Genomic DNA, 24499 nt, shown 5'->3' with positions numbered 1-24499 from the left:
TCGGCCCGACACCTTTGTGTCGGGCTTTCTATTTGGGTTGCATAAGGTAAGCGGTGGCTGGATTGGTGCTGACGGATGTCGATGGCCTTGGCGGTCCAGATATAGGCTTGGAAACTCCTGTCAGGGTGGGCAACGTAATCATGAATGGCTGCGACGAGTTCCGGGCGCGGGTAAGGGCATCGCAGCGCAGGAGCCATTGGAAATGTCAGCCAAAAAATATTTTGCAGGAGGGGGGAAATTCCGGCTGTCAGTGGCTATACGCAATTGTAAACACGATGTAACTGTTATTCGGATGCAATCAGACGGTAAGTGTATTACACCGGATTTACATATCGGGAACCCAGTTACATTGCATTTACATACGTCACTACAATTTACCTTAAGGAGCAAGGATCGTGTGTACTGAAAAATATGTTCGGATCGTGGAGGAAATGCTTGCACGCGGCGAGAAAATCACGCTGCAGGAAGTGCGTCGGGTCGCAGGGAGAGGCAGCTATGCAACGATTTCGGATGCGGTAAAACTGGTACTTAATCAAGGGTTGATTCCGACTGAAGTGAGTGGGCCGGTGCCGGAGACCCTGATTGATGAGACCAAACGCTTGTGGCAGGAAGCATGCAGGCTGGCGAGTTCGGCGGTAGCATCGGAGCGCCTTGCTCTACATAGCGCAAGAGTTTCTTCGCAAGAGAGCCAGCGCGAGCTGACAGCCCTCGCGGATAGTTTGGCGCTGCAGGTAGATGAACTCACTGCGCAGCTCGAAAGCATGCAGGCGGATAAGGTAACTGCGGAAAAACGTGCTCAGGAAGCCGACGCTGGTTTGAAGGCAACCCGACAGCTACTTAAGGACATCGGAATCAAGCCGGCAAAAATGGGGGTCGAGAAAGGTCAAACGATGGACGAAGCTTAAATTTTGCAGCAAATTCATCATTCAGTTGGGGCAGGGTTATCCTGTCCCAATTTTTTATGCGTGTTTGGCGGATTGACAGATTGAGTTCGAGTACTGAGTTGCTATGGTCACAATTTCAAAATATTTGATGTGGCCGGCAGTACCCCACTCGAACATCAAAGCCCGGTTTTTCGGGGGCAGGTAACGCCACGCTGCGCTACTGCCCGGTGCTGGCCACCGAACCGGAAAATCGGCTCGCGACCATCGTTCTCTGATTCATCTAGCTGGGAAAGCGGCATCGGCAGCAGCTGGGGTGATTGACGCAGCGGATTTACCAGGAAACGGCATTGCGCTACTATATGACCATCATAGTGACTAACTGGAGGGGCGTATGAGCACCGTTACGCTGGCAGAAGCCAAGGCGCATTTAAGCCACCTTCTGGACCAGGTTGAGGCGGGTGAGGAAGTCGTCATCACCCGTCGCGGCCAGCCGATTGCCCGCATCACTTCAGTGGAGAAGCCCAAGCACGCCATCAAGTCCCTCGCCGAGTTTCGTAGCCGCATGCCCCGCTGGCGCAAATCCAGCGCCGAACTGCTGCGTGAAATGCGCGACGAGGGACATTGATGCTGTACTTCGATACCAGTTTTCTGGCCCCACTCCTCCTCGAAGAATCCACCAGCGCAAAAATCGAGGCCTTCTTCACCAAGCTCCCAGTGGGAGAGTTGTATGTTAGCCACTGGACCCGCGTCGAGTTCGCCAGCCTCGTCGCACGCGAAGTCAGGATGGGAGGCCTCGCAGAGGCCGATGCACTCCTGACCATCGGCCAGTTCGATGAACTGGTGGCCGGCTCATTCCAAGTCCTGGCGCCGGGCGTTGTGGACTACGAGTTAGCCAAAGGGTACATCCAGCACTTCTCCACCAAGTTGCGAGCCGGCGACGCGCTGCACCTGGCCATTGCCAGCAATAACGGCGCAAACATGCTTTATACCCTGGACGAGGGGTTCTTGAGCGCTGCTAAGTTGCTGAAGGTTCACGCTAGTCGAGGTATCAAAATCTAAGGCCCAATCGATCACCGTGAACAAACAAAAAAACAAAACCGCCGCCTTGGGAGACAAGCACGACCACCTATCCAGATACGGCTTTCGCATGGGGCGCAGCGGTGCCCATGCCAGCCGTACCATGATGTTGGATGAACTCTATGTTTTGATGGATGCCGCCCTCCCCCAACACCAGCAAGTCGGACTACATGGCCTTGGTCATAGATTCCAATCTGCTGGGCAAGGGGACGGCGAAGATGTCTGCCGCATTTGAAAGCCAGGCGACTGAGTTGGAAACATAGCAGTTGCACTTGTCCGAATCGGAGGCCAAAGCGGTAGCATCTGCTGACCTTGCAGCGCAAGAGGCTGCTGAGTTGCGTGGTCAATTGTCAGAACTGATTGAACGGGCTCATACAGCAGAGGTGCGTGCACAGGAGATTGAGCGCCGGGCTGATGACCTGAATGCAGAGCTGGTCCGGCTGAGTCATCAGAACGCGGAGTTGGTGCGGGCGTTGGCGGAGGCAGTGAAGAGCAGGCAAGAGGGGTGAACCTCCGTCGCTGGCTGATGGCGGCTTCGCAGATTCCAGTGATCGCTCCTCAGCCTCGCTTCAGCAGGTAACACCTACGTCGCACCCTCGCCGGGTCAGGTCACCAGGGGTAGCAAATAGTTAACAAAACTTTTTCATATCAAACAGAAGGCAAGCGAGAGCGCGCGTCAATTCATGAAGTGTCCTGACCAGTGCAAAATAGAGCCCACAGCGTCTTGCTGTCACAAGCTTGATGGGCAGTGGTGATATACTCCCGCAACAAATAAAGGCAACGCTGTAGCTATTACCCAGAGAGCCATTTTCCCCCCCATGAAACTAATGCCAGCAATTACCTGTGGAGAAGCCGGATCCGGGCTTCGGCCTATTTCCCGCGAGCAGCATGCCAATCCCGATCCGGGGCCGGCATGAAGGAATGACGCCAGGAAGTCGCGCGTAAAGTTCCAAACCGAATGAAGCGACACGCTAGAACCGAACGTAGCACGAAACCTATTTTGAACTGTAAAACACGTGAATAACCCACTCACCGCAGCATTGACCAACAACGGCAAACCCTCAGCAAAAGGTCTTATCAACCGCATCAAGGACATCAACCGCCTGTTTCTCTTAACAGTCGCATTGCCTACGTTGCTGTCCATCATCTACTTCGGGTTGATCGCCTCCGACGTTTACATCTCCGAATCCCGCTTTGTGGTGCGCAGCCCTGACAAACAAAGCACCACCGGTCTGGGTGCGCTGCTGCAAGGCGCCGGGTTCTCAAAAGCGCAGGACGACAGCTTTGCCGTGCACGACTACATCCTCTCGCGCGACGCGCTGCAAAAGCTCGAAACCCAGTTCGACATCAGCCAAGCCTACGGCAGCAAAAACATCGATATCTTCAGCCGCTTCGGCGGGCTGGACTGGGATACCAGCTTTGAAGCCCTGCTGCGCTACTACCAGAAACACGTCAGCGTCGATGCCGACACTGCCTCGTCCATCTCCACCCTCACCGTCAACGCCTTCACCAGCCAGGACGCCTATAACATCAACGAAAGCCTGCTGGAAATGAGCGAAAAGCTGGTTAACCAGCTCAACGAACGCGGCCGCCAGGACATGATCCGCTTTGCGACAGCCGAAGTTGCCGACGCCGAAAACAAGGCCAAAAAAGCCGCCCTCGCCGTATCGCGCTACCGCGATCAAAAAAACGTATTCGATCCCGCAGGCCAATCCGCGCTACAGCTACAACTCGTCTCCAAGCTGCAAGACCAGCTCATCGCCACCAGAAACCAGCTCAGCCAGATCCAGAGCATCACCCGCGACAACCCGCAAATCCCCGCGCTCAAACGCCAGGTCGAATCCCTGCAAGCCGATATCACCAATGAAACCGCCAAAGTAGCCGGGGCGGGCGGCTCCCTCTCCAACAAAGCCGTCGAATATGAACGCCTCAAACTTGAAAGTATGTTCGCCGACAAACAACTTGCAGCTGCCTTTACCTCGCTCGAACAAGCCCGCAACGAAGCGCTGCGCAAACAGTTTTACCTGGAGCGCATTGTGCAGCCGAACAAGCCTGACACAGCGATAGAGCCGCGCAGGTTACGCGGCATATTGGCCACGTTTGCCCTGGGCATGCTGTTGTGGGGTGTAATGTCGATTATGGTAGCGGGCGTGCGTGAGCATCATGATCGATAAATCCACACCCAGTTTTATGCACCAGCTCCGCATACAGGGGCGGGTGATCTGGGCGCTCATTTTACGAGAGATGATCACCCGTTATGGCCGTGAAGGCATCGGCGTGCTGTGGTTTATTGCCGAGCCTGCTATGTTTGTTGTGGGTGTAATGGTAATTTTTTCCAACCTGCATTCGGCCAATGCAGGGCTATCAGTCGCTGAGTACCTGGCGGTGAGCTACCCAACCATCCTGCTATGGCGTAATGGCACAGGCCGTGTTCAAAAATCATTGGAAATCAATCGTGCCTTGTTACACCACAAGCCCATCAGGCCAATTGATATTATTTATTCACGCATCATTTTAGAATTCTCTACCGCAGCAGCTGCGTTTATTGTCTTGTTTATCATATTTGTAGCAGTGGGTATTTGCCAAATGCCCTCAGATATTTTAACAATGACATTGGGATATTTGTTGATTTTGTGGTTCTCGTTTGCATTTGTGATGATTATGGCCGCTCTGTCTGAATTAAGCGAAGCTGTCGAGCGCACATCACATATCGTTTTGTATTTGATGCTGCCATTTTCGGGCGTGTTTGTTGCTGCCTATATGGTGCCGCAGCAGCTAAGAGATTATTTGCTGTTATTCCCGTTGGTGAATGCAGTAGAGTATTTTCATCATGGATATTATGGTTCGAGAATGCTTACCTACTATCATATCGGGTATACGGTAGTTATGATTCTTGCGATGACTTTTATTGGCTTGGTATTAACCCAGGTCGCAATCAAACGGGTGCAAGCCTCGTGAATATTCTGAAATTTCAAAAATGCTGGAATTGATTGACATTTGTAAATCTTACCCAATTCATCATGGCAAGGACAAGCGCCCTGTTTTGAAAAATGTCAATCTCAGAATAGAGCGCGGTGAAAAATGGGGCATTCTTGGGCGCAATGGTGCGGGTAAATCTACCCTCATTCGCATTATCAGCGGGGCAGACAAGCCGCACAGTGGTCACATTAAACAGGATATGTCCGTTTCTTGGCCCCTGGCTTTTGGCGCGACATTCCAGGGTAGCTTAACGGGTAGAGATAACACTCGCCTGATTTCCCGTGTATACGATGTCGATTTCGAAAAAACACTTGCCTTGGTTGAAGATTTTGCCGAATTGGGCGCCTATCTGAATGAGCCTGTGAAGAGCTATTCATCAGGCATGGCTTCGAGATTGGCATTTGCTATTTCAATGTCGATTGAGTTTGATTGTTTTTTGATTGATGAAGGCATGTCAGTCGGAGATCACCGATTTCACCAAAAATGCAATATTGAATTGTTTGAAAAACGGGCGGATCGCGCCATGATTATTGTGGCACATCAAACCGGTTTAATCCGCGCACACTGTGATCATGCGGCTGTGCTGGATAATGGTCATTTAACAGTTTGCAATACTGTTGATGAAGCGATTGATATTTATGAGTCACTTTGATCTGGTCAAAGGCAAGATGACCACATTTTCTGATTTTGATCGGACTTTTGAATACTACAACGCACGTGCAGCCGAGCTTGCATGATGCGCATCCTTCAAAACCTTGCGTTCAGTCATCTCCCGGTTTCTTTCCTGCGAAATCGCTTGGCCAACTCACCCAAACGATCCGACAGCCTGAGCAATACCGACCGGCAGCTATTGATTGACGTATCCGCCATTGCCCAAGCTGACGCTGGTACCGGCATACAGCGTGTGGTGCGCAACCTGTATCAAGCGCTGCTTGCAGCCCCGCCCGAGGGGTACCGGATTTGCCCCGTGGCCGCCACGCGTAAACAGTTTTACGCCTATCTGCCGACAGGCTTCCTCCAGCAGCCAGCCCGTAGCGCATCCGCGCCGATACAAGTTTGCGCAGGCGATATCTTTTTGGGTCTCGATCTGTCGGCGCATATTGTGCCGCACCACATGCCAGCATTGTTCCGCTGGAAACAGCAAGGCGTGCGCATGAGTTTCGTCATCTACGACCTCTTGCCTGTGCTTGAACCTGCCTGGTTCAACCCCAAAGCCACGCGGCAGGAAGTAATCGCGTATTTCGGTTGGCCGAGTGAGCGTGTCACCGCGATACACTTGGGGGTTTCTCCTATGTTCGCACCGCGTACATCAACGGAGTTGACGCCTGCGTTGCGCCGTTACGGCTTGAACCCTGGCGCTTATACTTTGTGTGTTTCTAGCAGCGCACGCTAAGGCAGCCATGCGATTCTCGTCACAAGGGATCGAGCCTTCGGCTTTGTTCCCAATGGTTTGACGTTGGAAGATTGGACAAAGGTAAAGCACACACCCATGATGGGAAACCATCAAAGCGCGCCGCTGCGGCAAAAGACAGCCTAAAAACTACTGTCTTGGCGTTTAGCGGCGGGGTCTTCATCATCATTAACCTGGAATCAGAGCAATTGAAAACAATCAAAAACAGTACTTTTGGTGGGGTGCGATCACTGTTCGCTACTGCGGTTGCTGCAGGCATACTTGGCGGTTGCGCCACTTACCCAAGCTGGATTCCGTCTTCCGGCCCCAGCCGTGAGCAGGTACTGGAACACCACGACACAAAGGGTATTGATGGTATCCAGGTGGTGGATGTGGATGAGGCGGTGGCGCGCAAGTTGCTCGCCAATCAGAAAAAGACTCTTTTTTCTGATTCGTTTGGTGGGGCTGTGCGCTCGGGTTATCTCATTGGCGCGGGAGATGTGATTGAGGTATCGGTGTGGGAAGCGCCACCGGCTACACTGTTTGGTGGGGTGGCGATAGATCCGCGCACAGGGCCTGCAACCACGCGAGTGACGACCTTTCCCGAACAGATGGTCAGTAGCGACGGCATGATCAATATTCCTTTTGCCGGGCTAATTGCGTCTGCTGGCCGCACCCCCGAGCAGATTGAAGGGGAGATTGCCCAGCGCCTCAAGGGCAAGGCCAACCAGCCGCAGGTTCTGGTGCGTGTAATCCACAATAACACGGCCAATGTAACGGTAGTGGGCGAGGTGGCTTCGAGTACACGTATGCCGCTGACGGCGCGCGGTGAGCGGCTGCTGGATGCGTTGGCGGCGGCGGGCGGGGTGCGCCAGTCGGTGAACAAGATGACGCTGCAGGTGACGCGAGGCGACAAGGTGCAGGCGTTGCCACTGGATACGATTATTCGCGACCCGAAGCAGAATATTGTGTTGCAGCCGGGGGATGTGATTACGGCGCTGTATCAGCCGCTGAGTTTTACCGTGCTCGGTGCGACTGGCAAAAATGAAGAAATCAATTTCGAGGCGCAGGGGATTTCGCTGGCGCAGGCGCTGGCCAGGGCGGGTGGCTTGCAGGATGCGCGTGCCGATGCACGCGCGGTGTTTGTCTTCCGCTTCGAAGACAGCAAAGCACTGGATTGGGCAACGCCGCCGAAGATCACCCCGGATGGCAAGGTGCCGGTGATTTATCAGGTGGATTTGAAAGACCCCGCCAGCTTTTTTGTCGCGCAGAGCTTTCCGGTGGATAACAAGGATGTGCTGTATGTCTCCAATGCGCCAGGGGCGGACTTGCAGAAATTCCTGAATATTGTGTTGTCAGCGGCTTATCCGATTATCAACGTGATTAACCTTAAGCCTGCAGGGCTTTAAACGCTGGTTCCAACGTGCTTCGAGGCGTTATTGGTACAGCCTGGGGGTTGCCGGATTACTTCAGCAATGATGTGACGGCGGGCTATATCATCAAGGACGCGGAACGGCTGCGGGGGCAATGTCACAGATCACCGGCTACCTCTTGAGTTCTTTTGCAAACGACACACAATCGTTGCAGCATAAATCTGCGCAATGAGTGTATCCACAATTATGATTTAAACTACAATATGAAAATCATGAACACACTCAATATCCTACGAAGCAAAAGAGCCGAAATCCTGGCGCTTGCTGCCAAGCATGGGGCAAGCAATGTCCGCCTGTTCGGTTCAGTTGTTCATGGTGAAGACCGAGAAGACAGCGACGTGGATTTTCTGGTGGACATGCAGGAAACCCGCAGCCTGTTCGACTTGATCGGCCTGCAGCAGGACATTGAAAAGGCAATTGGCAGAAGAGTTGACGTGCTTACTCCCAACGGCATCAATCGTTATCTGAAAGACCGCATCCTCCACGAGGCTGCGCCACTGTGACCAAAGACCGCTCCGTCTACATACGCCACATTTACGACTGCATCGGCTGGATCAAGGAATATGTGCAAGAAGGCAAGGAAGCCTTCTTGCAAGACCGGAAAACCCAAGACGCCGTTATCCGCAATCTCGAAGTCATCGGCCAAGCCGTCAAGGATTTAGGAACCGACAGTCTGACTGCTTCCCACCCCGAAACACCCTGGCCGCAAATCGCAGCTACCCGAAATTTTCTGGCGCACCAATATTTAGGCGTGGATTTGACGCTGATCTGGAATATCGTCGAACAGCACTTGCCTAAAATTGAACAGCAAATCATCGCGATATCCAACGATGAGGGCATCGACCTCAATGCGCCCAATACCCCCGAATTGCCTTAGTGTAGGGTTGCATTCTGTTTGAAACTTAAGCGGCTATTTGCGCGAATAACTTCGAGCTTCCCCAGAAATTGCGCACACATGAGTAGAAATAGCATTTTTGTAACGACTTTCATGCGAATCGTCTTTTGAACGAGGTATTGATCGACGTTACTCGCCTGGTGGATCGCTTTATGCGAGGGCGACTGCCGACAGGGGTGGATCGGGTAGGTCTGGCCTACGTGCATCACTATGGACACCGGGCGCAGGCGGTAGTGCGCTGGGCTGGGCATAGCTGGGTGTTGCCGAGGGCGCAATCTGACAAGTTATTTGAATGGCTGTTTGCACCCACCACGGGGAGAACTGCCGTGCGCCATATCGCCAGCGGGATGCTTGCAGGCTGGAACGCGCAGGGGGTGGCTGGCCGTTTCCTGTTTAATACTGGGCATAGCGGGCTGGAACGCGTTGTCTATCCGGCCATGCTCAGGCGGATGCAGGTCAAGCCGCTGTTTCTGGTACATGATTTGATCCCGATTACTCACCCGGAATACTGCCGGGCAGGGGAAGATGCGCGACACATTTCCCGTATGAATAATGTGCTGGCGCTTGCGAGTGGTGTGATTACCAATTCGCAGGCGACGCTGGGTCAGCTTGCGCTATTCGCCCGTCACTCCGGCCAGGCTATGCCACCCTCAGTCGCGGTTTTATTGGCGCCGGGCATGTTGGCCGCTACCGCAGGGGCGCGGCCTATGGAAGCGCCTTATTTTGTGATTTTGAGCACTATAGAGCCACGCAAAAATCATTGGCTGCTGCTGCAAGTCTGGCGGCGCCTGGTCGAGCGTTTGGGTGCGCAAGCGCCGCGCCTGGTGGTGATCGGTCAGCGTGGTTGGGAATGTGAAAACGTGGTGGATTTGCTCGAGCGTTGCGCGCCGCTGCGAGGTTTCGTGAGCGAACATTCAAGTTGTTCGGATGCGGAGCTGGTGACTTATTTGCACCACGCGCAGGCCTTGCTTTTCCCGTCATTTGTCGAGGGCTATGGCATGCCACTGGTGGAGGCGCTAGCACTTGGGGTGCCGGTGATTGCGAGCGATCTGCCGGTATTCAGGGAAATTGCAGCGGGAATTCCCGAATATGTTGATCCGCTGGACGGCAAGCGTTGGGGTGAGCTGGTGATGGAATATGCCCAGCCACAGAGTCAATCAAGAGCGGCCCAATTGGTGCGTCTGGCAGATTTCAAGGTGCCGGGCTGGCCAGATCATTTTGCCAAGGTGGATGCGTTGTTGACGCAATTGAGTGAGTCCGAACAGCATGGATGAACTGGCAAGCGCTGGCAGCAGGGAGTTTCCCACAGTGGTGTATGCCTGGGATTTTTCGCGCTGGAAAAAGCCGGTTGTGCGGCAGTTTTTTGAGGGCTCGCGCGTAGTGTTCGTGCGTCGTGCGTCGCAAGTTAAGCCCGGCAGTACGCTGGCGCTCTGGGGTTGCCGGCCAGTCCCGGATAATTTGCCGGATGGGGTGCGAATTATCCGCCTGGAGGATGGTTTTTTACGTTCAGTGGGCTTGGGCGCCGACTTGATTCGACCGCTGTCATGGGTGATCGATACCTGTGGCATTTATTACGACGCCACACGGCCATCCGACCTTGAGATTTTGCTACAAACGACGGAATTTACCTCGGGTTTGCTGATACGTGCGGCCAGCTTTCGCGAGCGTGTGGTCAGCAGCGGGCTGACCAAATATAACGTTGGCAGTCGCAGCTGGCAGCGGCCGCAGAGCGACAAGCGGGTGATTCTGGTACCGGGGCAGGTAGAGAGTGATGCTTCGCTGGCCTTTGGCGCGCCAGGAATACGCAGCAATCTCGGACTGCTGCATGCGGTGCGGCAGGCCCATCCGCATGCATGGCTGGTGTATAAACCGCACCCGGATGTGCTGGCGGGTTTGCGTGCCAAGGGCAAAGGCGAGGATGAAGCGGCTGCCTGGTGTGATGAGCAGGTGACTGATGTATCCATGGGAGAGCTTCTGTCGCGAGTGGACGAGGTACATGTGCTAACTTCGTTGGCGGGTTTTGAGGCTCTGTTACGGGGCAGGGCGGTAACGTGTTATGGCCAGCCGTTTTATGCTGGCTGGGGCTTGACCACCGACTTGCTAGCCGTGCCACGCCGAACGCGGCAATTATCGCTGGATGAATTAGTGGCAGGCGTCTTGCTGCTGTATCCGGCTTATGTGGGATTGGGGAGTGGACGGTGTACCACGGCAGAGTCGGCGCTGGATGAGCTTGTCACCTGGCGCGCCAGCGTGGGAGATCATGTAACCTGGTGGCGTAAGTTATTCCGTGTGATTCTGCGTCGCATAGTCGGGGTGCGGTGATGCATAAGCGTTCGTTTCTATTTCTTCAGGGCGTGTGTTCACCATTTTTTGCCCGATTGGCCGATCAATTGCGGGCAGATGGGCATCGGGTCTTTCGGGTGAATTTCAACGGCGGGGATGCGGCTTACTGGGGTTTGCGGGCAGCTTGGTCTTACCGGGGCAGTGTCGATGGTTTGTGTGATTATCTGGCCAAAAAATACCACCGCTTCGGAATTACCGATCAGATCCTGTTCGGCGATAGTCGCCCCATACATCGACCGGCGGTAAATCTGGCGGAGAAATGCGGTATCCGCACGCATGTGTTTGAAGAGGGCTATTTCCGCCCTTATTGGGTGACGCTGGAACGCGAAGGGGTGAATGGGCATTCCTTGCTGCCGCGTGACCCGGACTGGTTTTGGCAGGTGGGTGAGCATTTGCCAGATTACGGCGACGGCGAGCCTTTTGCCTCGCCATTCTGGCTGCGTGCCGCATACGATGTGGGCTACCACGTGGCGAGTGCCAGCAATCCTGTGTTGTATCCAGGCTATCGTATTCACGCACCAGTTCATGCCGCTGTCGAGTATGCCGGATATGTGCGGCGCTTCACCAAGCTGCGCTTTGTACGAGGGCGCGACAGGGCACGTGTGAATGCGCTGGTGAGCGGTTCAACACCCTATTTTCTGCTGCCTTTGCAGCTGAACAGTGATGCGCAGATTCGTGATCATTCGCGCTTCGAGGATATGGCTGGGCTGATGGAATATGTGATGGAATCCTTTGCCCGGCATACACCGGGCGATGTGCGTTTGGTCATCAAGAACCATCCGCTGGATATGGGGCTGGTGAACTATCCGCGCATCATCGCTCAGCTTGAGCGGCGTTTTAGCCTTGCCGGCCGTATTGATTACCTGGAGAGCGGCGATCTGATGGGCTTGATACAACATGCGCGCGGTGTGGTGACGGTGAACAGCACGGTGGGCGCGCTGTCGGTAGGCTTGGGGTGCCCGACAATCGGCTTGAGCGATTCGATCTATAACCTGCCAGGGCTCACATTCCAGGGGCATCTGGATGAATTTTGGCGCGATGGCGTGAAGCCGGATGCCGAACTGTTTCGCCGCTTTCGCAATACCGTGATTCACACTACACAGGTAAATGGCGGGTTTTATTCTCGCCAAGGGATCGCGCTGGCAGTGGCAAATTGCCGACGCATGCTGGAGCCAGAACACTTGCCATTGGAGGAATTGTTGTGACCAAATCTGTAATTTCCCAAACCGTGTTAATTACCGGCGCTAGCGGCAGTATCGGTGGCGCTTTGGCCGAGATTTATGCGGAACCCGGCAACATCCTTATTCTGCAAGGGCGCAATGCTGCTCGCCTGGCGGAACTGGCGAGTATCTGCGAGGAGAAAGGCGCACGCGTGCTCACCAAGGTGCTGGATGTGCGCAATCGGGCTGAACTCGCTGCCTGGCTCGGTGAGATTAGTCGGCAGGAAACGCTGGATTTGGTCATCGTGAATGCAGGCGTGAATACCAATATCGGCGCAGATGGCGCAGGTGAGCGCTGGGCTGATGTTGAAGCGCTGGTCGAAATAAATGTGCTGGCGGCGATGGCCACGGTGGATGCAGTGCTGCCAGCGATGCGTGCGCGTGGGCAAGGTCAGATTGCCCTGATGAGTTCGCTGGCTGCCTATTTTGGGCTGCCAGTAACGCCCAGCTATAGCGCCAGCAAAGCGGCGATGAAAGCTTATGGTGAGGCCTTGCGCGGATGGCTGGCACCCGAGGGTCTTCATATCAATGTGGTGATGCCAGGCTATGTGGAATCGCAAATGTGTCGCGACATGCCGGGGCCCAAGCCGTTTTTGTGGACGGCTGACAAGGCTGCCCGAGTAATCAAGCGTGGCCTGGCACGTAATCAGCCGCGCATCAGTTTCCCGTTCCCACTGAATCTGGGGACATGGTGTTTGTCGATACTGCGCCCAGGCATTTCGGAGCGTATTTTACGGTTGTTAAATTATGGGGCTTGATGCGCTGGGCTGGGCAGTGGTATTACCCGCATTGGTCGGGATAAGCCTGTCATTTCTGCTTGAACGCTTGTTGCAGCCCGCAACCTTGCCGTTATGGCGACGTCCTGTAGGCGCGGTGCTGATTCATCTGGGTCTGTGGCTGCTGGTGTTTTGTTTTGAACTGGCCGTATTTCGACGCCCGTGGTTTGCTGCAGCGGTGGTGTCGTCCTTCTTTCTGTTCGTCGTATTAGTCAACAACGCTAAGTTTCATTCTCTGCGTGAGCCGTTTATTTTTCAGGATTTCGAGTATTTCACCGATGCCCTGAAGCACCCGCGCTTATATCTCCCGTTTCTGGGATTAGGCAGGGCGGTAATCGCCGTAATCGTCTTTGGTTTGGTGATTTATTTGGGAATGACGCTGGAGCCTTCTCTGACTAGCCGGGTGGAGATGGCGGATTTCATTGTTGCGGTTCTTGTGCTGATTATTTTTGGATTGGCGCTGCTTTGGCTAGGGGCGAGACAGAAGCTACATGTAATTTTTGAGCCAGAGACGGATTTACGCCAACTGGGTTTGCTGGCGAGCATTTGGCGCTATGGCGAGGAGGAGCGCAAACCCTGTTGTGTTCCTTCGGTAGACGACTTTGCAGAGTGTGCTCGATTTTCTACAGGGATTTTGCCTAATCTGGTGGTGGTTCAAAGCGAGTCCTTTTTCGATGCGCGGCGGCTGTTTGCAGGCATACACCCACAAGTGCTACACGCCTTCGACACGATAAGAGCTGCTGCCGTTTGTGAGGGACAAATCGAAGTACCCGCCTGGGGTGCCAATACGGTACGCACTGAATTTGCATTTCTGTCGGGATTGGACGCTGAATCGCTCGGTGTGCACCGATTCAATCCCTATCGCAAGCTGGCACGACAGGGTGTACTCACGCTGGCCAGTGTGCTCAAGCAATCTGGTTACCGGACAGTGTGTGTTCATCCCTACCCAGCCAGTTTCTATGCACGTAACGTGGTGTATCCCCAGCTTGGCTTCGATGAGTTCATTGATATTCGCCACTTTGAAAACGCCGAAAAAACTGGACCTTACATCGGCGATGTGGCTCTGGCCGAGAAGGTTTGCGCCTTGCTTGAGCCTGCGTCTGTGCAGCCGATTTTTGTGTTTGTTATCACCATGGAAAATCATGGACCACTGCATCTGGAAAAAGTGCAGCCGGGGGATGTAACACGTCTGTATTCCAGCCCACCCCCTGAAGGTTGCGATGACTTGACGGTTTATTTACGCCATCTGGGCAATGCAGACCAGATGGCCGATATGCTGCGCAATCGGCTAGCGGCTATGCCAGGCAATGGTTTGCTGTGTTGGTATGGTGACCATGTGCCCATTTTGCCCAAGGTTTATGCAGCGCTGGGCACCCCGGACGGACTAACGGATTATTTTATCTGGGCAAAAAATGACGATGTGGCTAATGGAAGTCGCCTGGATATTGCAGTCGAGAATCTGGCGGCGCTGGTGTTGCAGAAAATGGGGTTGCTCATTGCGTAGACTGAGGATGCGCCAGGGCGCAACCCGTTTGTAACTTCTGCTTGAACCGGTCGGCAAAGCGCATGAGCGGGGCGCCGTCGATGATGTCGTGATTGGCTCCGAGATTCATCTGGATGAAATCGCGTTCAACGGGCCGGCTGTCCTCCAGCACCAGTCTTTTGCTGATCGCGCCAATGGACAGGGTCAAAGTCATGGGGGTGATGGGAATTATCACCGCTGGGCCACTGGCGTGCATACCCATCGATGTGATTCCCACCGTGCCTGCCAGTTGCTTGAAAAGATGCGGGTCGCGGCGGATGAAAAACCAGATGATCTTGCGCAGCGGGGAGGGTAGCTCGAAGAATTGTTTTTCCAGGGCTGACATTGGCCCATGTTCGCCCAATGGGGCGGTCTTGGCAGCCTGGAGTTCCTGGTAAATATCGCCGATGTGCTTGTGATTGGCCGCACGCACGATGAGGGTAATGGGCATGGTTTCACCGTCGATTTCACGTTCCACCATGATGGAAAGGTCAATGTCGTCAAACACCATCAGCTTGGACTTTCCGTACCGATAGGCATGGATAGTTTTGTCTTCGTCAATGGCGCAGGCGAGGGACTTGGCGATGTAGGTGGTCATGGAAATACGCCCGCCATGCTGCACGGCGTATTGCGCAAGATGTTGCTGTATGGGTGTGAGATCCGCTTCAAATAACAGGTTGATGGTGTTCTTGCGGCGCCCTTCAGCCATCACATCAAGGATGAAGTTGCGCAGTTTTGGATAAGGCCGACGCGTGCCGGGAGACGGCGGCTGCTTAATCAGCGCGATGAGTTGCGACACGGTCGTGGAAAAGTGATTTGCCATGTTCAGCCCCCTACATCAGCTTGAGTTCGGTGGCGAGCACCTGAACTGTTGCCCGTATTTGCGCTTCGCTATGCTCGCAGGAGACGAAGAAGCGCAGTCGGGCGGATTTTTCCGGAACTGCCGGGTAGAGGATGGGTTGCACGTTAATGCCTTGGTCGAACAACGCTGCCGACAAGCGCGCCGCCTTGATGGAACTGCCGGCAATGGTGGGGATGACGGCCAAGCCTGTGCTGGTGCCGGTATCGATGCCGGCTGCTTTGGCCTGCTCCAGGAAAAACCGCCCCCGCTGCTGCAGGGTTGTAACACGCTCTGGCTCGCGTTGCAGACATTGGATGGCAGCCAGGGATGCGGCAGCGACGGGTGGCGGCATGCCCACGCTGTAAAGAAAACCGGGTGCAAGAAACTTGAGGTGCTCCACCAGTGCCGTCTCACCGGCGATGTAACCGCCACAGCCAGCCAGTGCTTTGCTCAGGGTACCCATCCAGATATCCACGTCTCCTCCTTCGAGTCCGAAATGCTCGCGGATACCGTGCCCGGTCTTGCCCATGACGCCGAAGGAGTGGGCTTCATCCACCATCAGGAAGGCCCGGTGCCTGCGTTTGATCTCGACGAAGTGGGGCAGGTCTGGATAGTCTCCATCCATGCTGTAGATGCCTTCCAGCACGATCAGCACACGCTCGAAGTGGTGGCGCTGTTCGGCGAGAATGGCATCCAGGGCGGACCAATCGTTGTGGGGGAAAGGGAGGCGCCTGGCGCCTGAGAGCGTTATTCCTTGCAAGATGCTGTTATGGCTGAGTTCATCGTGAAGGATGAGATCTTTGGGTCTAAACAGGTAGCCGATGGTGGTGACGTTGGTGGCGTGTCCGCTAACTAAAACGATGGCGTCGTCTACGCCATAGACTTTGGCGATAGCCTGTTCGAGTTCTCGATGAATTGGCCGCTCTCCAGACACGAGCCGGCTTGCGGAAACCGATGTGCCGTAGCGGTCGATGGCTGTTTTGGCGGCTTCAGTAATCTCGGGGTGGCCAGAAAGTGCGAGGTAATTGTAGCTGGCGTAGTTGATGTACTCCCGGCCGCCGATTCGGGTGGTCGCACCGGCAATTCCTTCGTGCAGTTTAAAGAAAGGGTTGCCAATACCCAGCCGGGCTGCGCCATCATTGATGATGCGAATTTGCTGGTAGCCTGGATGCAGATGGAAGTGGTAGTGCTGCTCCGGGATGTTTACTATGCCTGTAGGTGAACGGGTGGGGGCTTCGGCGTTGCTCTCTTGCTTGGCCTGTCGGAGCCGGCGTTCGAGAGCCTGCTGGATGAGTTTGTCCTTGATCTGGGCGGTGAGGCCAGGGAGTCCTTTGCGTGCCATATTATCGGATCATCCGGTTATTGGAGGGCGCCCCACCACGTGACTGGATATCTTCGACCAGGCTGGCGATAGACTCAGCCGTTACCTCTGCGCCATGCTGAGCGGCTACCTGCTGTACCTGGGTGCGGGTATTCGCCTCACTGCTATTAATTTCCACTTCTTCGCTTCCCTTCAGTTGTACGATCATGCGCTCGGCAAGTTTGGCGATAGTCGGGCTCTCGCTCAGCGCCATTACCGGCAGGCGCATGCTGAAACGGGCTTCGAGTGCGATGACCAGTTCCACACCCATTAGCGAGTCCAAACCCATGTCATAGATGGACCGTGTGGCGTCGATTTTGTCTGGAGAGACGCGGATAATTTCGCCGACTTCGCTTTTGATCATTTTGGTGATGCTTGCCAGGAGTTCTGTATCGGACAGTTCCGTGAGCAGACGCTGAATGTTTTCGCTGTTGTCTTCATCTGCGTCGCTGTCACCACCATGCTGTCCCATCTCGCTGAACTTGGAGGTTCTGGCGCTGGGCAGGAAACGCGCCAGTGCCTTCCAGTCGAGTTCTAGTATTCCAAGCCCAGAGCGGTCGGCAAGCAGCAGGCTCTCCAGAGCGTCAAGGGCAACGGCGGAATTGAGCGCCGATCCGCCCATGCGGCTTTGCAGGGCATCCTTTATTTTTTTATTGCGAGCCAGGAATCCCACATCGTCAATCGCGCCCCAGCGCACACAGGTAGCGGCCAGACCGGTGGCTCGGCGATGTTTCGCCAAGGCTTCCAGGCAAGCATTGGCGGCAACATAGTTGCCTTGACCAGGATTGCCGAACAGGGTGGTGGCCGATGAGAAGAGGATGAAGAAGTCCAGCGGTGTGTCGAGAGTCATTTCATGCAGGTAGTGTGCGCCCAATGCCTTGGGCGCGAGCACGCTACGAATCTGATCCGCATCCATGTTACGGATCAGTCCGTCATTGATGACCGTGGCGGCATGAACGATGCCCTTGAGGGGGGGCAGTGCCTTGGCTATTTCGGCCAGCAGGGCTGAAATAGCATTTTTGTCGGTAATGTCGCAGGAGGCTGCGTGAACGTTGACCCCTTGTTTTTCCAGTCGGCCAATGGCGTTCCTGGCCTCTTCGGAGCTTGGGCCGCTACGGCTGATCAAAACGAGGTTGCGAGCACCTTTGCTGACCAGCCATTCCGCAGTTCTAAGACCAAAACCGCCAAGACCGCCCGTCACCAGATAGGAGGCATCGGCAGCGAGTATCAGATGCTTCCGGGTGGCAGGGCTTGGGGTGTGAACCTGGCTGATGCCATTTCGATAGGTGATGACGATCTTGCCGATCTGGCGCGCCTGCTGCATGTAGCGGAAGGCATCGACAATATCTTCGGCTTCGAAGACGTGATAGGGCAGGGGATGGAGCACGCCTTCGGTAAACAAGGCCATGACCTCGGCGAAAAGGCTGCGGGTGAGGCCGGGGCGCGACTGCATCAACTGGTCCGCATCGATGCCGAAGTAGCTGATGTTGTTGCGGAAGGGGCGCAGGCCGATCTTGGTGTTTTCGTAGAAATCCCGTTTGCCGAGTTCCAGGAAACGACCGAAGGGTTTGAGCACCCGCAAGTTGCGGTTGATGGCCTCCCCGGCGAGGGAGTTAAGCACGACGTCCACGCCTTTTCCATCCGTCTGGGCCAGGATTTCGTCGGCAAAAGCCAGTGAGCGGGAGTCGAAGATGTGATCAACACCCAGCAGGCGCAGGAAGTCGCGTTTTTCGTCTGACCCGGCCGTGACGTAGATTTCGGCACCAATCCATTTGGCGAGCTGGATGGCGGCAATGCCTACACCGCCGGCTGCGCCGTGGATGAGTACCTTTTCGCCCGGTTGTAGCCGCGCCAGATGGTGCAGGGCGTAATAGACCGTGAAGAAGGTGCTGGGAATGGTCGCCGCCGCCTCGAAGGAAATTCCGGGCGGGATGTGGGAGATGGCGCTGGCTTGGGTGATTACCCGGTTGCCGAAGCTGGAAGGGCCGAAGCCCACAACCTGATCTCCCGGCGCGAATCCGCATGCCTTGCTGCCTACGCTGCGCACGGTTCCAGAAAATTCGAGACCCAGTGTCGGGCCGGCAAAACCGTTTTCGATGGCTTCGTCGGAGAGTAGGCCAAGGGCGTACATGACGTCACGGAAATTGAGGCCGGTGGCGTGGACTTCGACTTCGATTTCATCGTCAGCGGGTGCGCTGCGCGCGTGGGCTTCCCAACGCAGATTGCGCAGTTGACCAGGGAGCTGGAAGCCGAGGCGTATCGTTGGGCTTTCGATCTCATGGTGTTCCTGGGGCAGGGGTCGCGGCTCGAGGCGCAGGCGCGGGGCATAGCGTGCGCCGCGTCTGGTCAGGATGATTTCCTGTTCGTTGTCCGGTTGCTCGAATTCTCTATCCAGAGCCGTGGCGACGGTTTCGATCGCCAGAGGGTCTTCCAGATCGACTAGGCGGATAGTGTAGTTGGAGGCTTCGTTGATGAGGGTTCGACCAAAGCCCCATAGCGCAGCGTCTACGGGGATGATGGCCGATACCGGAGTTTCGGCGGGGCCGCGATGGGGTAGCAGGTCGGTGGCGGCGCCGGTAGTGATCAGCCAGCAGGTAGTGTTCGTCAGGGTTGTTTCGCAAGCCTGAATGATGCTGGCGGCGGTGGCGCATCGAGCCACCTGTTGGTCCAGAACGGCTTCCGCCTCGGCCTTGGCTGGCTGGGGGGAGAGCCCGGCCAGGTGTACGATGCCGTCGAGTTGTCCGTAGCTGGCGGTGGTATCCAGCAGCAAGGACTCGATGTGGGCAGTGTCGCCAGGGCAGGCTTGTACGACGAGATCGCCCCGCGCCTGCAATTTCTTTGTCAAGTGATCGGACAGTTGCGCCGAGTAGCCGTTCTGGTCTGCCAGCAGAACCCAGCTGCGGGGCATAGCCTTGCGGGATAGGGCTGTCGACAATGCGCTTTCTGCCAGTTGGGCCAGCAGCAAATAGGGGCCGGAGAGGGTGTCCGGGGACAGTTCAAAGATGTCGGCACTGGAAAAATCAGGTTGTTGCAGTTGCTGTTGCCAGAACAGAGCAGTGCGTTGATTCGATAGCCATGTGCCATTTTCCGATGGGGACCAGTTTTTGCGTTGTCCGCCAAAAACAAAATCGATCCAGCGCGAGGGGTGTTGTCCGATGACAATAAGGGAGCCGCCGGGAGCGAGGCAGGTGCGGGCGTACTCCAACGCACCCATCGCTTCCTCCAAGGTGCTGAAATCGAGCGTGACGATGGCGATCTGGCAGGCGGCTAACGGGGCGATACTGTATTGGTCGCCAGTAGTGTCGGTCAGATGAGTCTCGATGGCAGGAAAGCGCTCTTTGAGCCGGGCGGCATCCTCCAGCGTAGCGGCAGAGGTGCTGGCGAAAGCATAATCACAGCAATTGAAATCCATGGCGACGCAGGCATCCATGGCAAATGAAGGGGATCCTTCACTGATTTCAACGATGCCCAAGCGTTGGCCTTCAGGCAGTTGGTTCATTCCCCGTGCAATCAAATCCCGCAAGGCCCGCCCGACGTTCTGTTTGCTTTCAGCGCCGAGCACTTGGCGCGTCAGCGTCGCCAGTGATGACTCCTGAGGGCATGTCTGGGCCAGCGTCAGGCCCCCTTCCAGGAGCGACTTGAGATGCATCCCGATACGTCCCACCGAGTGCACGATCTGGAAATAGTCTGGGTAATCGGCAACCAGGCTGTTCCAGATGTCCTGGGCTGAAGCTTGGTTATCCTGGTCCGGCAGAATTGTCCACCCATCTTGACTTTTCGCCATAGTCTGATCGTCTTCTGCCAAGGTTAGCAGATGGTCAAGGAAAGGCTTGATTTCTGGGTTGGCGGTCTGGAAAGCCAGAATTTCCTGGGAGGATAGTTTTTGGCCATCTGTTGATAGTAGTTGTAGTGCCTGCCGGGTGAAGCGGCTGCACAAGCTATCCAGTAAGGGGTCCACTTCTTCCGAGTAGCGACGATGGGATCCCTTGAGTGCTGCACGCTTTGCCAGTTCGGCAATGGCTGACTGAACGCGTTCGAAGGCGATAGTCGGCGTGGCATCAGGCGTAAAGGCGTGGGGTTTCGGTGTGCCGTGGTAATCGAGAAAACGCAGATGATCCGCTGCGTTTTTGCTCAGGCGAATGCTGCGGAATCGGGCTTCCTTGACGACGGCTATGGTTACGCCGTCAGTATCAAAAACGGTAAACTCTGCTGTCAGGGAGTGTGAGGTTCGACGCAGAAGCGTGGCACGGGCAAGGCTGGGCTTCGCCTTGCTGGCGCGGAAGGCGATTCGCCCCATTTTGGTGGGGACAAAGGTAATGCCATCGTGAACGCCCAAATCCTCCTTCAACAACTGGATGATTAACTGGAAGGTGCAATCCAGCAGGGCCGGGTGGAGGTGGGTATGCTCCAGTTCGGTCTCTATGCTTTCCGGTGTTTTGAAGACGGCCAGTACAGAATTGTCTTCTACCCAGCCGTAATCGATGCACTGGAACGCCGGGCCATAAGCGAGGCCGGCTGCCTGGGTAAGTGCTTCATGGCTGGCGCTGTTGAAATCAGGCTGGCGTGTGGGCAATACGGGGCTTTCCTGTCGCAGCAGAATGTCGCGAGGATCACGCAGGATGCGGCCCACAGCGTGCAGGGTCCAGGGTTCTGTGCCGACATGCTCCCTGCCTTTGATCGTCAAGCTGCCGTCTTGTGCCTCGATGCTCAAGCGGACGAGCATGGCGTGGTCATCGCTCAACAGCAGCGGGGAGCGGATTTCGAGTTCTTCGATCTCGGCAAGATCGCCGGGATGCCAAGCTAACGCGGCTGCCAGGGCGAGTTCGGAAAAGCCTGTGCCCGGGAATATGGTGGCCTCCCCGACCACATGATCGGCCAGGGTGGGGTTGAGTTTTGTATCGAGCTGGTTTTCCCAGGTGAGCTCGTGCTGTTGGAGCGGGTAACCCAGCAGGGGATGGACTTTGCGCCGATCGAGCAAACCAATGGATTCCGGCATAACCGGGTGCCAGTGGCGCTCGCGCTGCCACGGGTAATTCGGTAGCCGGACAAAACGGCCAGGCCATGAAAACACGCGCTGCCAGTCGATGCTTGCGCCGGCGATCACCGCCTGGCTGCATGCCCCCCAAACCCGTTGAGGGGCATCGTCACCGCGAGCGACTGTGGGAATGATGCGGCCCTCTGTCGCCAAGTCTGTCAGACAGTCATTGATGTAACTGCGTAAAACAGCATGGGGACCGATTTCGATGAAGATGTTGATGCCGCCGTCCAGAATGCTCTTGATCGCTTGCTTGAACAACACGGGTTTGCGGATGTTGTGCCACCAGTATTCCGCATTGAGTTCCGTTCCATCCAGCAGATTGCCGGTGACGGTCGAGTAGAACGGCACGAGGGATTCGCTGGGTTGGAGTTCTGCCAGTGTCTGTCTGACACTGGTTTCGATTTCGTCCATGGCCGGGCTGTGAAATGCGTAGTCAAGGTCCAGCCGTTTATTGAAGATGTCACGTTCGTTTAAAGCTGACTCAAGGCGGGTGAGCAATTTTGGGCTACCGGCGATGGTCACCCCATGGGAGCTATTGATTCCGGCTAGCGCAAGCGACTGTGTCAGGCCCAGTTCTGCAAGCAGGTCATGGGCGACTTCCTGCCCCAAACCTACGGCAGTCATTTGACCGTTGCCCTTGGTGGTTCCCTGCGCGTGGCTACGGTAATAGATCACATCCACCGCAGCTTCGAGCGTCAATGCGCCCGATGCCCAGGCCGCAGCCACTTCGCCTACGCTGTGACCCGCCACTGCTACAGGCGTGATACCCCGGTGCCGCAGCATTTGTGTGATTCCGACCTGAAGAGCGAACAGGGCGGGTTGCGCGATTTCCGTGTATTGGTAGCGGCCTTCGCCATTCTTGCCGGCCAGTTCGTCCTCCAGTGAGTAGTCGGCATGGCGACGGAAAATGGCATCTACTTCGCGGATGGCCTCTCTGAATAGCGGCTCCTCTTCCAGCAGGCGCTTGCCCATTCCCGCCCATTGGGAGCCATTGCCCGAGTAGATAAAGGCGACACCGGAAGGTGCTTCCAATGCGACTCCGGTTTCCACCATGAGTTGCTCAGGCACATCGTTTGCAAAGTTGAGCAGCGCCTTGGCAATGGCTTTTGGTGTGGCACCGTAGACCATTGTACGGTGCTCATGCCATTCGCGCCGAAATGCGGCGTTGTGGGCGATGTCGTAAAGCGCGGCCTGAGGTTGCTTCTTCAGGAAGGCGGAAAACTCGCGGGCTGCCGCTTTCAGTGCGACACTGTCCTTTGCTGAAAGTATGACTGGCAGAAGCGTGTCTTGGGGGTGTTCGGGTGTCTTTGATTGTGGTTGTTCATGACTTTCCAGAATCACATGTGCATTGGCGCCCCCGAAGCCGAAGGAATTGACTCCGATAATGAGCTTTCCGTTTTTTTTGAGAGGCCGGTTTTTGGTAACGACCTCGATGTTCCAAGCGTCGAACCGAATGTTCGGATTGGGAGTTTCGAGGCCAATAGTTGCCGGTACCATCCGATGCTGGATGCATTGCAGCGCCTTTACCAGTCCCGCCACGCCAGAGGCCGCTTCGAGATGCCCAAGATTGCTCTTCACCGAGCCGATAAGGAGTGGGCTATTTTTGGGGCGGCGCTTGCCCAGCGCCTCGCCAATGGCTCGTGCTTCAATCGGGTCACCTACGATCGTGCCGGTGCCATGAGCTTCGATGTAGTCGATTGCCGCTGGATCGATGCCAGCCTGGACGTAAGCCTGTTCCAATAGAGCCGCCTGGGTCTTTGGGTTTGGCACTGTCAGGCCGGATTTTCGGCCATCCGTGTTGATCGCGGAATTTGCAACGACGGCCAGGATCGGATTGCCGTCGGCTATGGCCTGGTCGTAGTCCTTGAGGAAAAAAATACCCCCGCCTTCGGAACGCACGTAACCATCGCCGGATGCGTCGAAAACACTGCATCGCCCACGCCGGGACAACATGGATGCCTTGGAGAAGGTAATGAAACCGTAGGGATGCAGATGCAGGCTGACCCCTCCTGCAAGCGCCTGGGTGCTCTCTCCCGAGAGGATCGAGCGGCATGCCTGGTGAAATGCCACCATTGAAGACGAGCAGGCGGTATCGATCGCCATACTGGGACCACGCAGGTCAAGAACATAGGAGATGCGGTTTGCCGCGATGCTCGCGGTATTGCCGGTAGCGACCGACGAGTCAACAGCAGCGAGATCGTCGGCCAGCCGATAGGAATAGTCAGCACTGGCGATGCCAATAAAGACGCCGCACTGGCTACCGTGAAGAGTGGATGGCTTGATCCCCGAATTTTCCAGCGCCTCCCAGCTCATTTCGAGCAGCAATCGCTGCTGCGGGTCCATCAGGGCGGCTTCCCGTGGGGAAATGCCAAAGAATCCCGCATCGAATGTTGAGATGTCTCCGATAGAGCCTGCTGCAAACGTATAGCTCGTTCCCGGATGATTCTTGTTCGGATGGCGGAAGGTGTCCTGCGCCCATCGTTCCGGATCGACCTCTGTCACCAGATCGCGGCCATTCATCAAGTCCGACCAATATTCGGTGATATTCGTGCCTGGAAATCTGAAGGAAAACCCGGTAATTGCAACTCGTTTTGCCATTGGTATAGAATTCTTTTGTGCTTTTACTTGTTCAGGTGCATTACGCCGTTTGCCGTCTTGAAGAGTTGATACGCTATAGCATCAATTAACGATTACTTACTCTCATACTTTGTCCAAAGTCCATGTCAATTTAATGTGTATCG

General features: G+C 55.5%; 20 protein-coding genes. 17 read left to right on the top strand and 3 right to left on the bottom strand.

The genetic code is table 11. From position 1 onward, the window contains the following. Nucleotides 1-395 precede the first annotated feature (395 nt). The 17 genes from GZH91_RS11340 to GZH91_RS11255 all read left to right on the top strand — a co-directional run bounded on the left by GZH91_RS11340 (nucleotide 396) and on the right by GZH91_RS11255 (nucleotide 14501). Nucleotides 396-905 (top strand): DNA-binding protein, encoded by a 510-nt coding sequence (locus GZH91_RS11340; RefSeq protein WP_147071860.1) that lies wholly within the window; start codon nucleotides 396-398, stop codon nucleotides 903-905. A gap of 370 nt (nucleotides 906-1275) precedes the next feature. Next, nucleotides 1276-1509 carry a type II toxin-antitoxin system Phd/YefM family antitoxin gene (locus tag GZH91_RS11330; RefSeq protein WP_147071858.1) on the top strand — a complete coding sequence of 78 codons (234 nt, stop codon included), beginning with the start codon at nucleotides 1276-1278 and terminating at the stop codon, nucleotides 1507-1509. Then, the gene (locus tag GZH91_RS11325; RefSeq protein ID WP_147071856.1) at nucleotides 1509-1943 is read left to right on the top strand and encodes a type II toxin-antitoxin system VapC family toxin; all 435 of its coding nucleotides are present in this window, start codon (nucleotides 1509-1511) and stop codon (nucleotides 1941-1943) included. Before GZH91_RS11330 ends, GZH91_RS11325 begins: the two co-directional genes overlap by 1 nt. Before the next feature lie 16 nt (nucleotides 1944-1959). Beyond that, nucleotides 1960-2196, top strand: a complete 237-nt coding sequence (locus GZH91_RS11320; RefSeq protein WP_147071854.1) for a hypothetical protein — start codon at nucleotides 1960-1962, stop codon at nucleotides 2194-2196. A 37-nt stretch (nucleotides 2197-2233) separates the two neighbouring features. Then, on the top strand, nucleotides 2234-2470 hold the full coding sequence (locus GZH91_RS11315; protein WP_147071852.1) for a hypothetical protein: 237 nt from the start codon (nucleotides 2234-2236) through the stop codon (nucleotides 2468-2470). 507 nt (nucleotides 2471-2977) lie between these two features. Then, a complete protein-coding gene (locus GZH91_RS11310; protein ID WP_198415305.1) occupies nucleotides 2978-4135 on the top strand; it encodes a capsule biosynthesis protein in 1158 nt (385 codons plus the stop codon). Continuing rightward, the gene (locus tag GZH91_RS11305) at nucleotides 4125-4919 is read left to right on the top strand and encodes an ABC transporter permease (protein WP_147071850.1); all 795 of its coding nucleotides are present in this window, start codon (nucleotides 4125-4127) and stop codon (nucleotides 4917-4919) included. The genes GZH91_RS11310 and GZH91_RS11305 overlap by 11 nt, the downstream gene beginning before the upstream one ends. Nucleotides 4920-4938: 19 nt before the next feature. Further along, nucleotides 4939-5592 carry an ABC transporter ATP-binding protein gene (locus tag GZH91_RS11300; protein WP_147071848.1) on the top strand — a complete coding sequence of 218 codons (654 nt, stop codon included), beginning with the start codon at nucleotides 4939-4941 and terminating at the stop codon, nucleotides 5590-5592. Nucleotides 5593-5736: 144 nt separating this feature from the next. After that, on the top strand, nucleotides 5737-6333 hold the full coding sequence (locus tag GZH91_RS11295; protein WP_147071846.1) for a glycosyltransferase family protein: 597 nt from the start codon (nucleotides 5737-5739) through the stop codon (nucleotides 6331-6333). Between the two features lie 206 nt (nucleotides 6334-6539). Beyond that, nucleotides 6540-7739, top strand: coding sequence for a polysaccharide biosynthesis/export family protein (locus tag GZH91_RS11290; protein WP_223264514.1), 1200 nt, complete (start codon nucleotides 6540-6542; stop codon nucleotides 7737-7739). A gap of 236 nt (nucleotides 7740-7975) precedes the next feature. Beyond that, nucleotides 7976-8266 carry a nucleotidyltransferase family protein gene (locus GZH91_RS11285; protein ID WP_147071843.1) on the top strand — a complete coding sequence of 97 codons (291 nt, stop codon included), beginning with the start codon at nucleotides 7976-7978 and terminating at the stop codon, nucleotides 8264-8266. Next, nucleotides 8263-8640: a HepT-like ribonuclease domain-containing protein gene (locus GZH91_RS11280; protein ID WP_147071841.1), complete on the top strand. Its 378-nt coding sequence runs from the start codon at nucleotides 8263-8265 to the stop codon at nucleotides 8638-8640. The genes GZH91_RS11285 and GZH91_RS11280 overlap by 4 nt, the downstream gene beginning before the upstream one ends. A gap of 137 nt (nucleotides 8641-8777) precedes the next feature. Next, complete coding sequence (locus GZH91_RS11275; RefSeq protein ID WP_198415304.1) at nucleotides 8778-9932, top strand: glycosyltransferase family 4 protein; 1155 nt, start codon at nucleotides 8778-8780, stop codon at nucleotides 9930-9932. Further along, nucleotides 9925-10980, top strand: a complete 1056-nt coding sequence (locus tag GZH91_RS11270; protein ID WP_147071839.1) for a capsular polysaccharide export protein, LipB/KpsS family — start codon at nucleotides 9925-9927, stop codon at nucleotides 10978-10980. Before GZH91_RS11275 ends, GZH91_RS11270 begins: the two co-directional genes overlap by 8 nt. A 98-nt stretch (nucleotides 10981-11078) precedes the next feature. Continuing rightward, nucleotides 11079-12206, top strand: coding sequence for a capsule biosynthesis protein (locus GZH91_RS11265; protein ID WP_223264513.1), 1128 nt, complete (start codon nucleotides 11079-11081; stop codon nucleotides 12204-12206). Beyond that, nucleotides 12203-12979 carry an SDR family NAD(P)-dependent oxidoreductase gene (locus tag GZH91_RS11260; RefSeq protein WP_147071835.1) on the top strand — a complete coding sequence of 259 codons (777 nt, stop codon included), beginning with the start codon at nucleotides 12203-12205 and terminating at the stop codon, nucleotides 12977-12979. The genes GZH91_RS11265 and GZH91_RS11260 overlap by 4 nt, the downstream gene beginning before the upstream one ends. Then, nucleotides 12969-14501, top strand: coding sequence for an LTA synthase family protein (locus tag GZH91_RS11255; RefSeq protein ID WP_147071833.1), 1533 nt, complete (start codon nucleotides 12969-12971; stop codon nucleotides 14499-14501). The genes GZH91_RS11260 and GZH91_RS11255 overlap by 11 nt, the downstream gene beginning before the upstream one ends. Here the strand turns inward: GZH91_RS11255 and GZH91_RS11250 are convergent. Genes GZH91_RS11250 through GZH91_RS11240 form a run of 3 tightly spaced genes read right to left on the bottom strand, consistent with a single transcriptional unit; the run spans nucleotide 14491 to nucleotide 24356 of the window. After that, the gene (locus GZH91_RS11250; protein WP_147071831.1) at nucleotides 14491-15342 is read right to left on the bottom strand and encodes a 2-oxo acid dehydrogenase subunit E2; all 852 of its coding nucleotides are present in this window, start codon (nucleotides 15340-15342) and stop codon (nucleotides 14491-14493) included. The two genes, GZH91_RS11255 and GZH91_RS11250, sit on opposite strands and share 11 nt — an antisense overlap. A 10-nt stretch (nucleotides 15343-15352) precedes the next feature. Beyond that, a complete protein-coding gene (locus GZH91_RS11245; RefSeq protein ID WP_147071829.1) occupies nucleotides 15353-16702 on the bottom strand; it encodes an aminotransferase class I/II-fold pyridoxal phosphate-dependent enzyme in 1350 nt (449 codons plus the stop codon). A gap of 1 nt (nucleotide 16703) precedes the next feature. Beyond that, nucleotides 16704-24356, bottom strand: a complete 7653-nt coding sequence (locus GZH91_RS11240; RefSeq protein WP_147071827.1) for a type I polyketide synthase — start codon at nucleotides 24354-24356, stop codon at nucleotides 16704-16706. Nucleotides 24357-24499 lie beyond the last annotated feature (143 nt).

Origin of the sequence: Sulfuriferula plumbiphila (genome assembly GCF_009938015.1) — a bacterium.
In the GTDB taxonomy this organism is placed as follows: domain Bacteria; phylum Pseudomonadota; class Gammaproteobacteria; order Burkholderiales; family Sulfuriferulaceae; genus Sulfuriferula; species Sulfuriferula plumbiphila.
The sequence above is the reverse complement of the archived record's forward strand: the minus strand, read 5'-3'. Positions and strand labels throughout refer to the sequence as shown.

Excerpts from the sequence above, each read along its gene's own strand:
- GZH91_RS11330 (WP_147071858.1), top strand. The coding sequence starts at position 1,276 with ATGAGCACCGTTACGCTGGCAGAAGCCAAGGCGCATTTAAGCCACCTT.
- GZH91_RS11325 (WP_147071856.1), top strand. The coding sequence starts at position 1,509 with ATGCTGTACTTCGATACCAGTTTTCTGGCCCCACTCCTCCTCGAAGAA.
- GZH91_RS11305 (WP_147071850.1), top strand. The coding sequence starts at position 4,125 with ATGATCGATAAATCCACACCCAGTTTTATGCACCAGCTCCGCATACAG.
- GZH91_RS11300 (WP_147071848.1), top strand. The coding sequence starts at position 4,939 with ATGCTGGAATTGATTGACATTTGTAAATCTTACCCAATTCATCATGGC.
- GZH91_RS11285 (WP_147071843.1), top strand. The coding sequence starts at position 7,976 with ATGAACACACTCAATATCCTACGAAGCAAAAGAGCCGAAATCCTGGCG.
- GZH91_RS11270 (WP_147071839.1), top strand. The coding sequence starts at position 9,925 with ATGGATGAACTGGCAAGCGCTGGCAGCAGGGAGTTTCCCACAGTGGTG.
- GZH91_RS11255 (WP_147071833.1), top strand. The coding sequence starts at position 12,969 with ATGGGGCTTGATGCGCTGGGCTGGGCAGTGGTATTACCCGCATTGGTC.
- GZH91_RS11250 (WP_147071831.1), bottom strand. The coding sequence starts at position 15,342 with ATGGCAAATCACTTTTCCACGACCGTGTCGCAACTCATCGCGCTGATT.
- GZH91_RS11245 (WP_147071829.1), bottom strand. The coding sequence starts at position 16,702 with ATGGCACGCAAAGGACTCCCTGGCCTCACCGCCCAGATCAAGGACAAA.
- GZH91_RS11240 (WP_147071827.1), bottom strand. The coding sequence starts at position 24,356 with ATGGCAAAACGAGTTGCAATTACCGGGTTTTCCTTCAGATTTCCAGGC.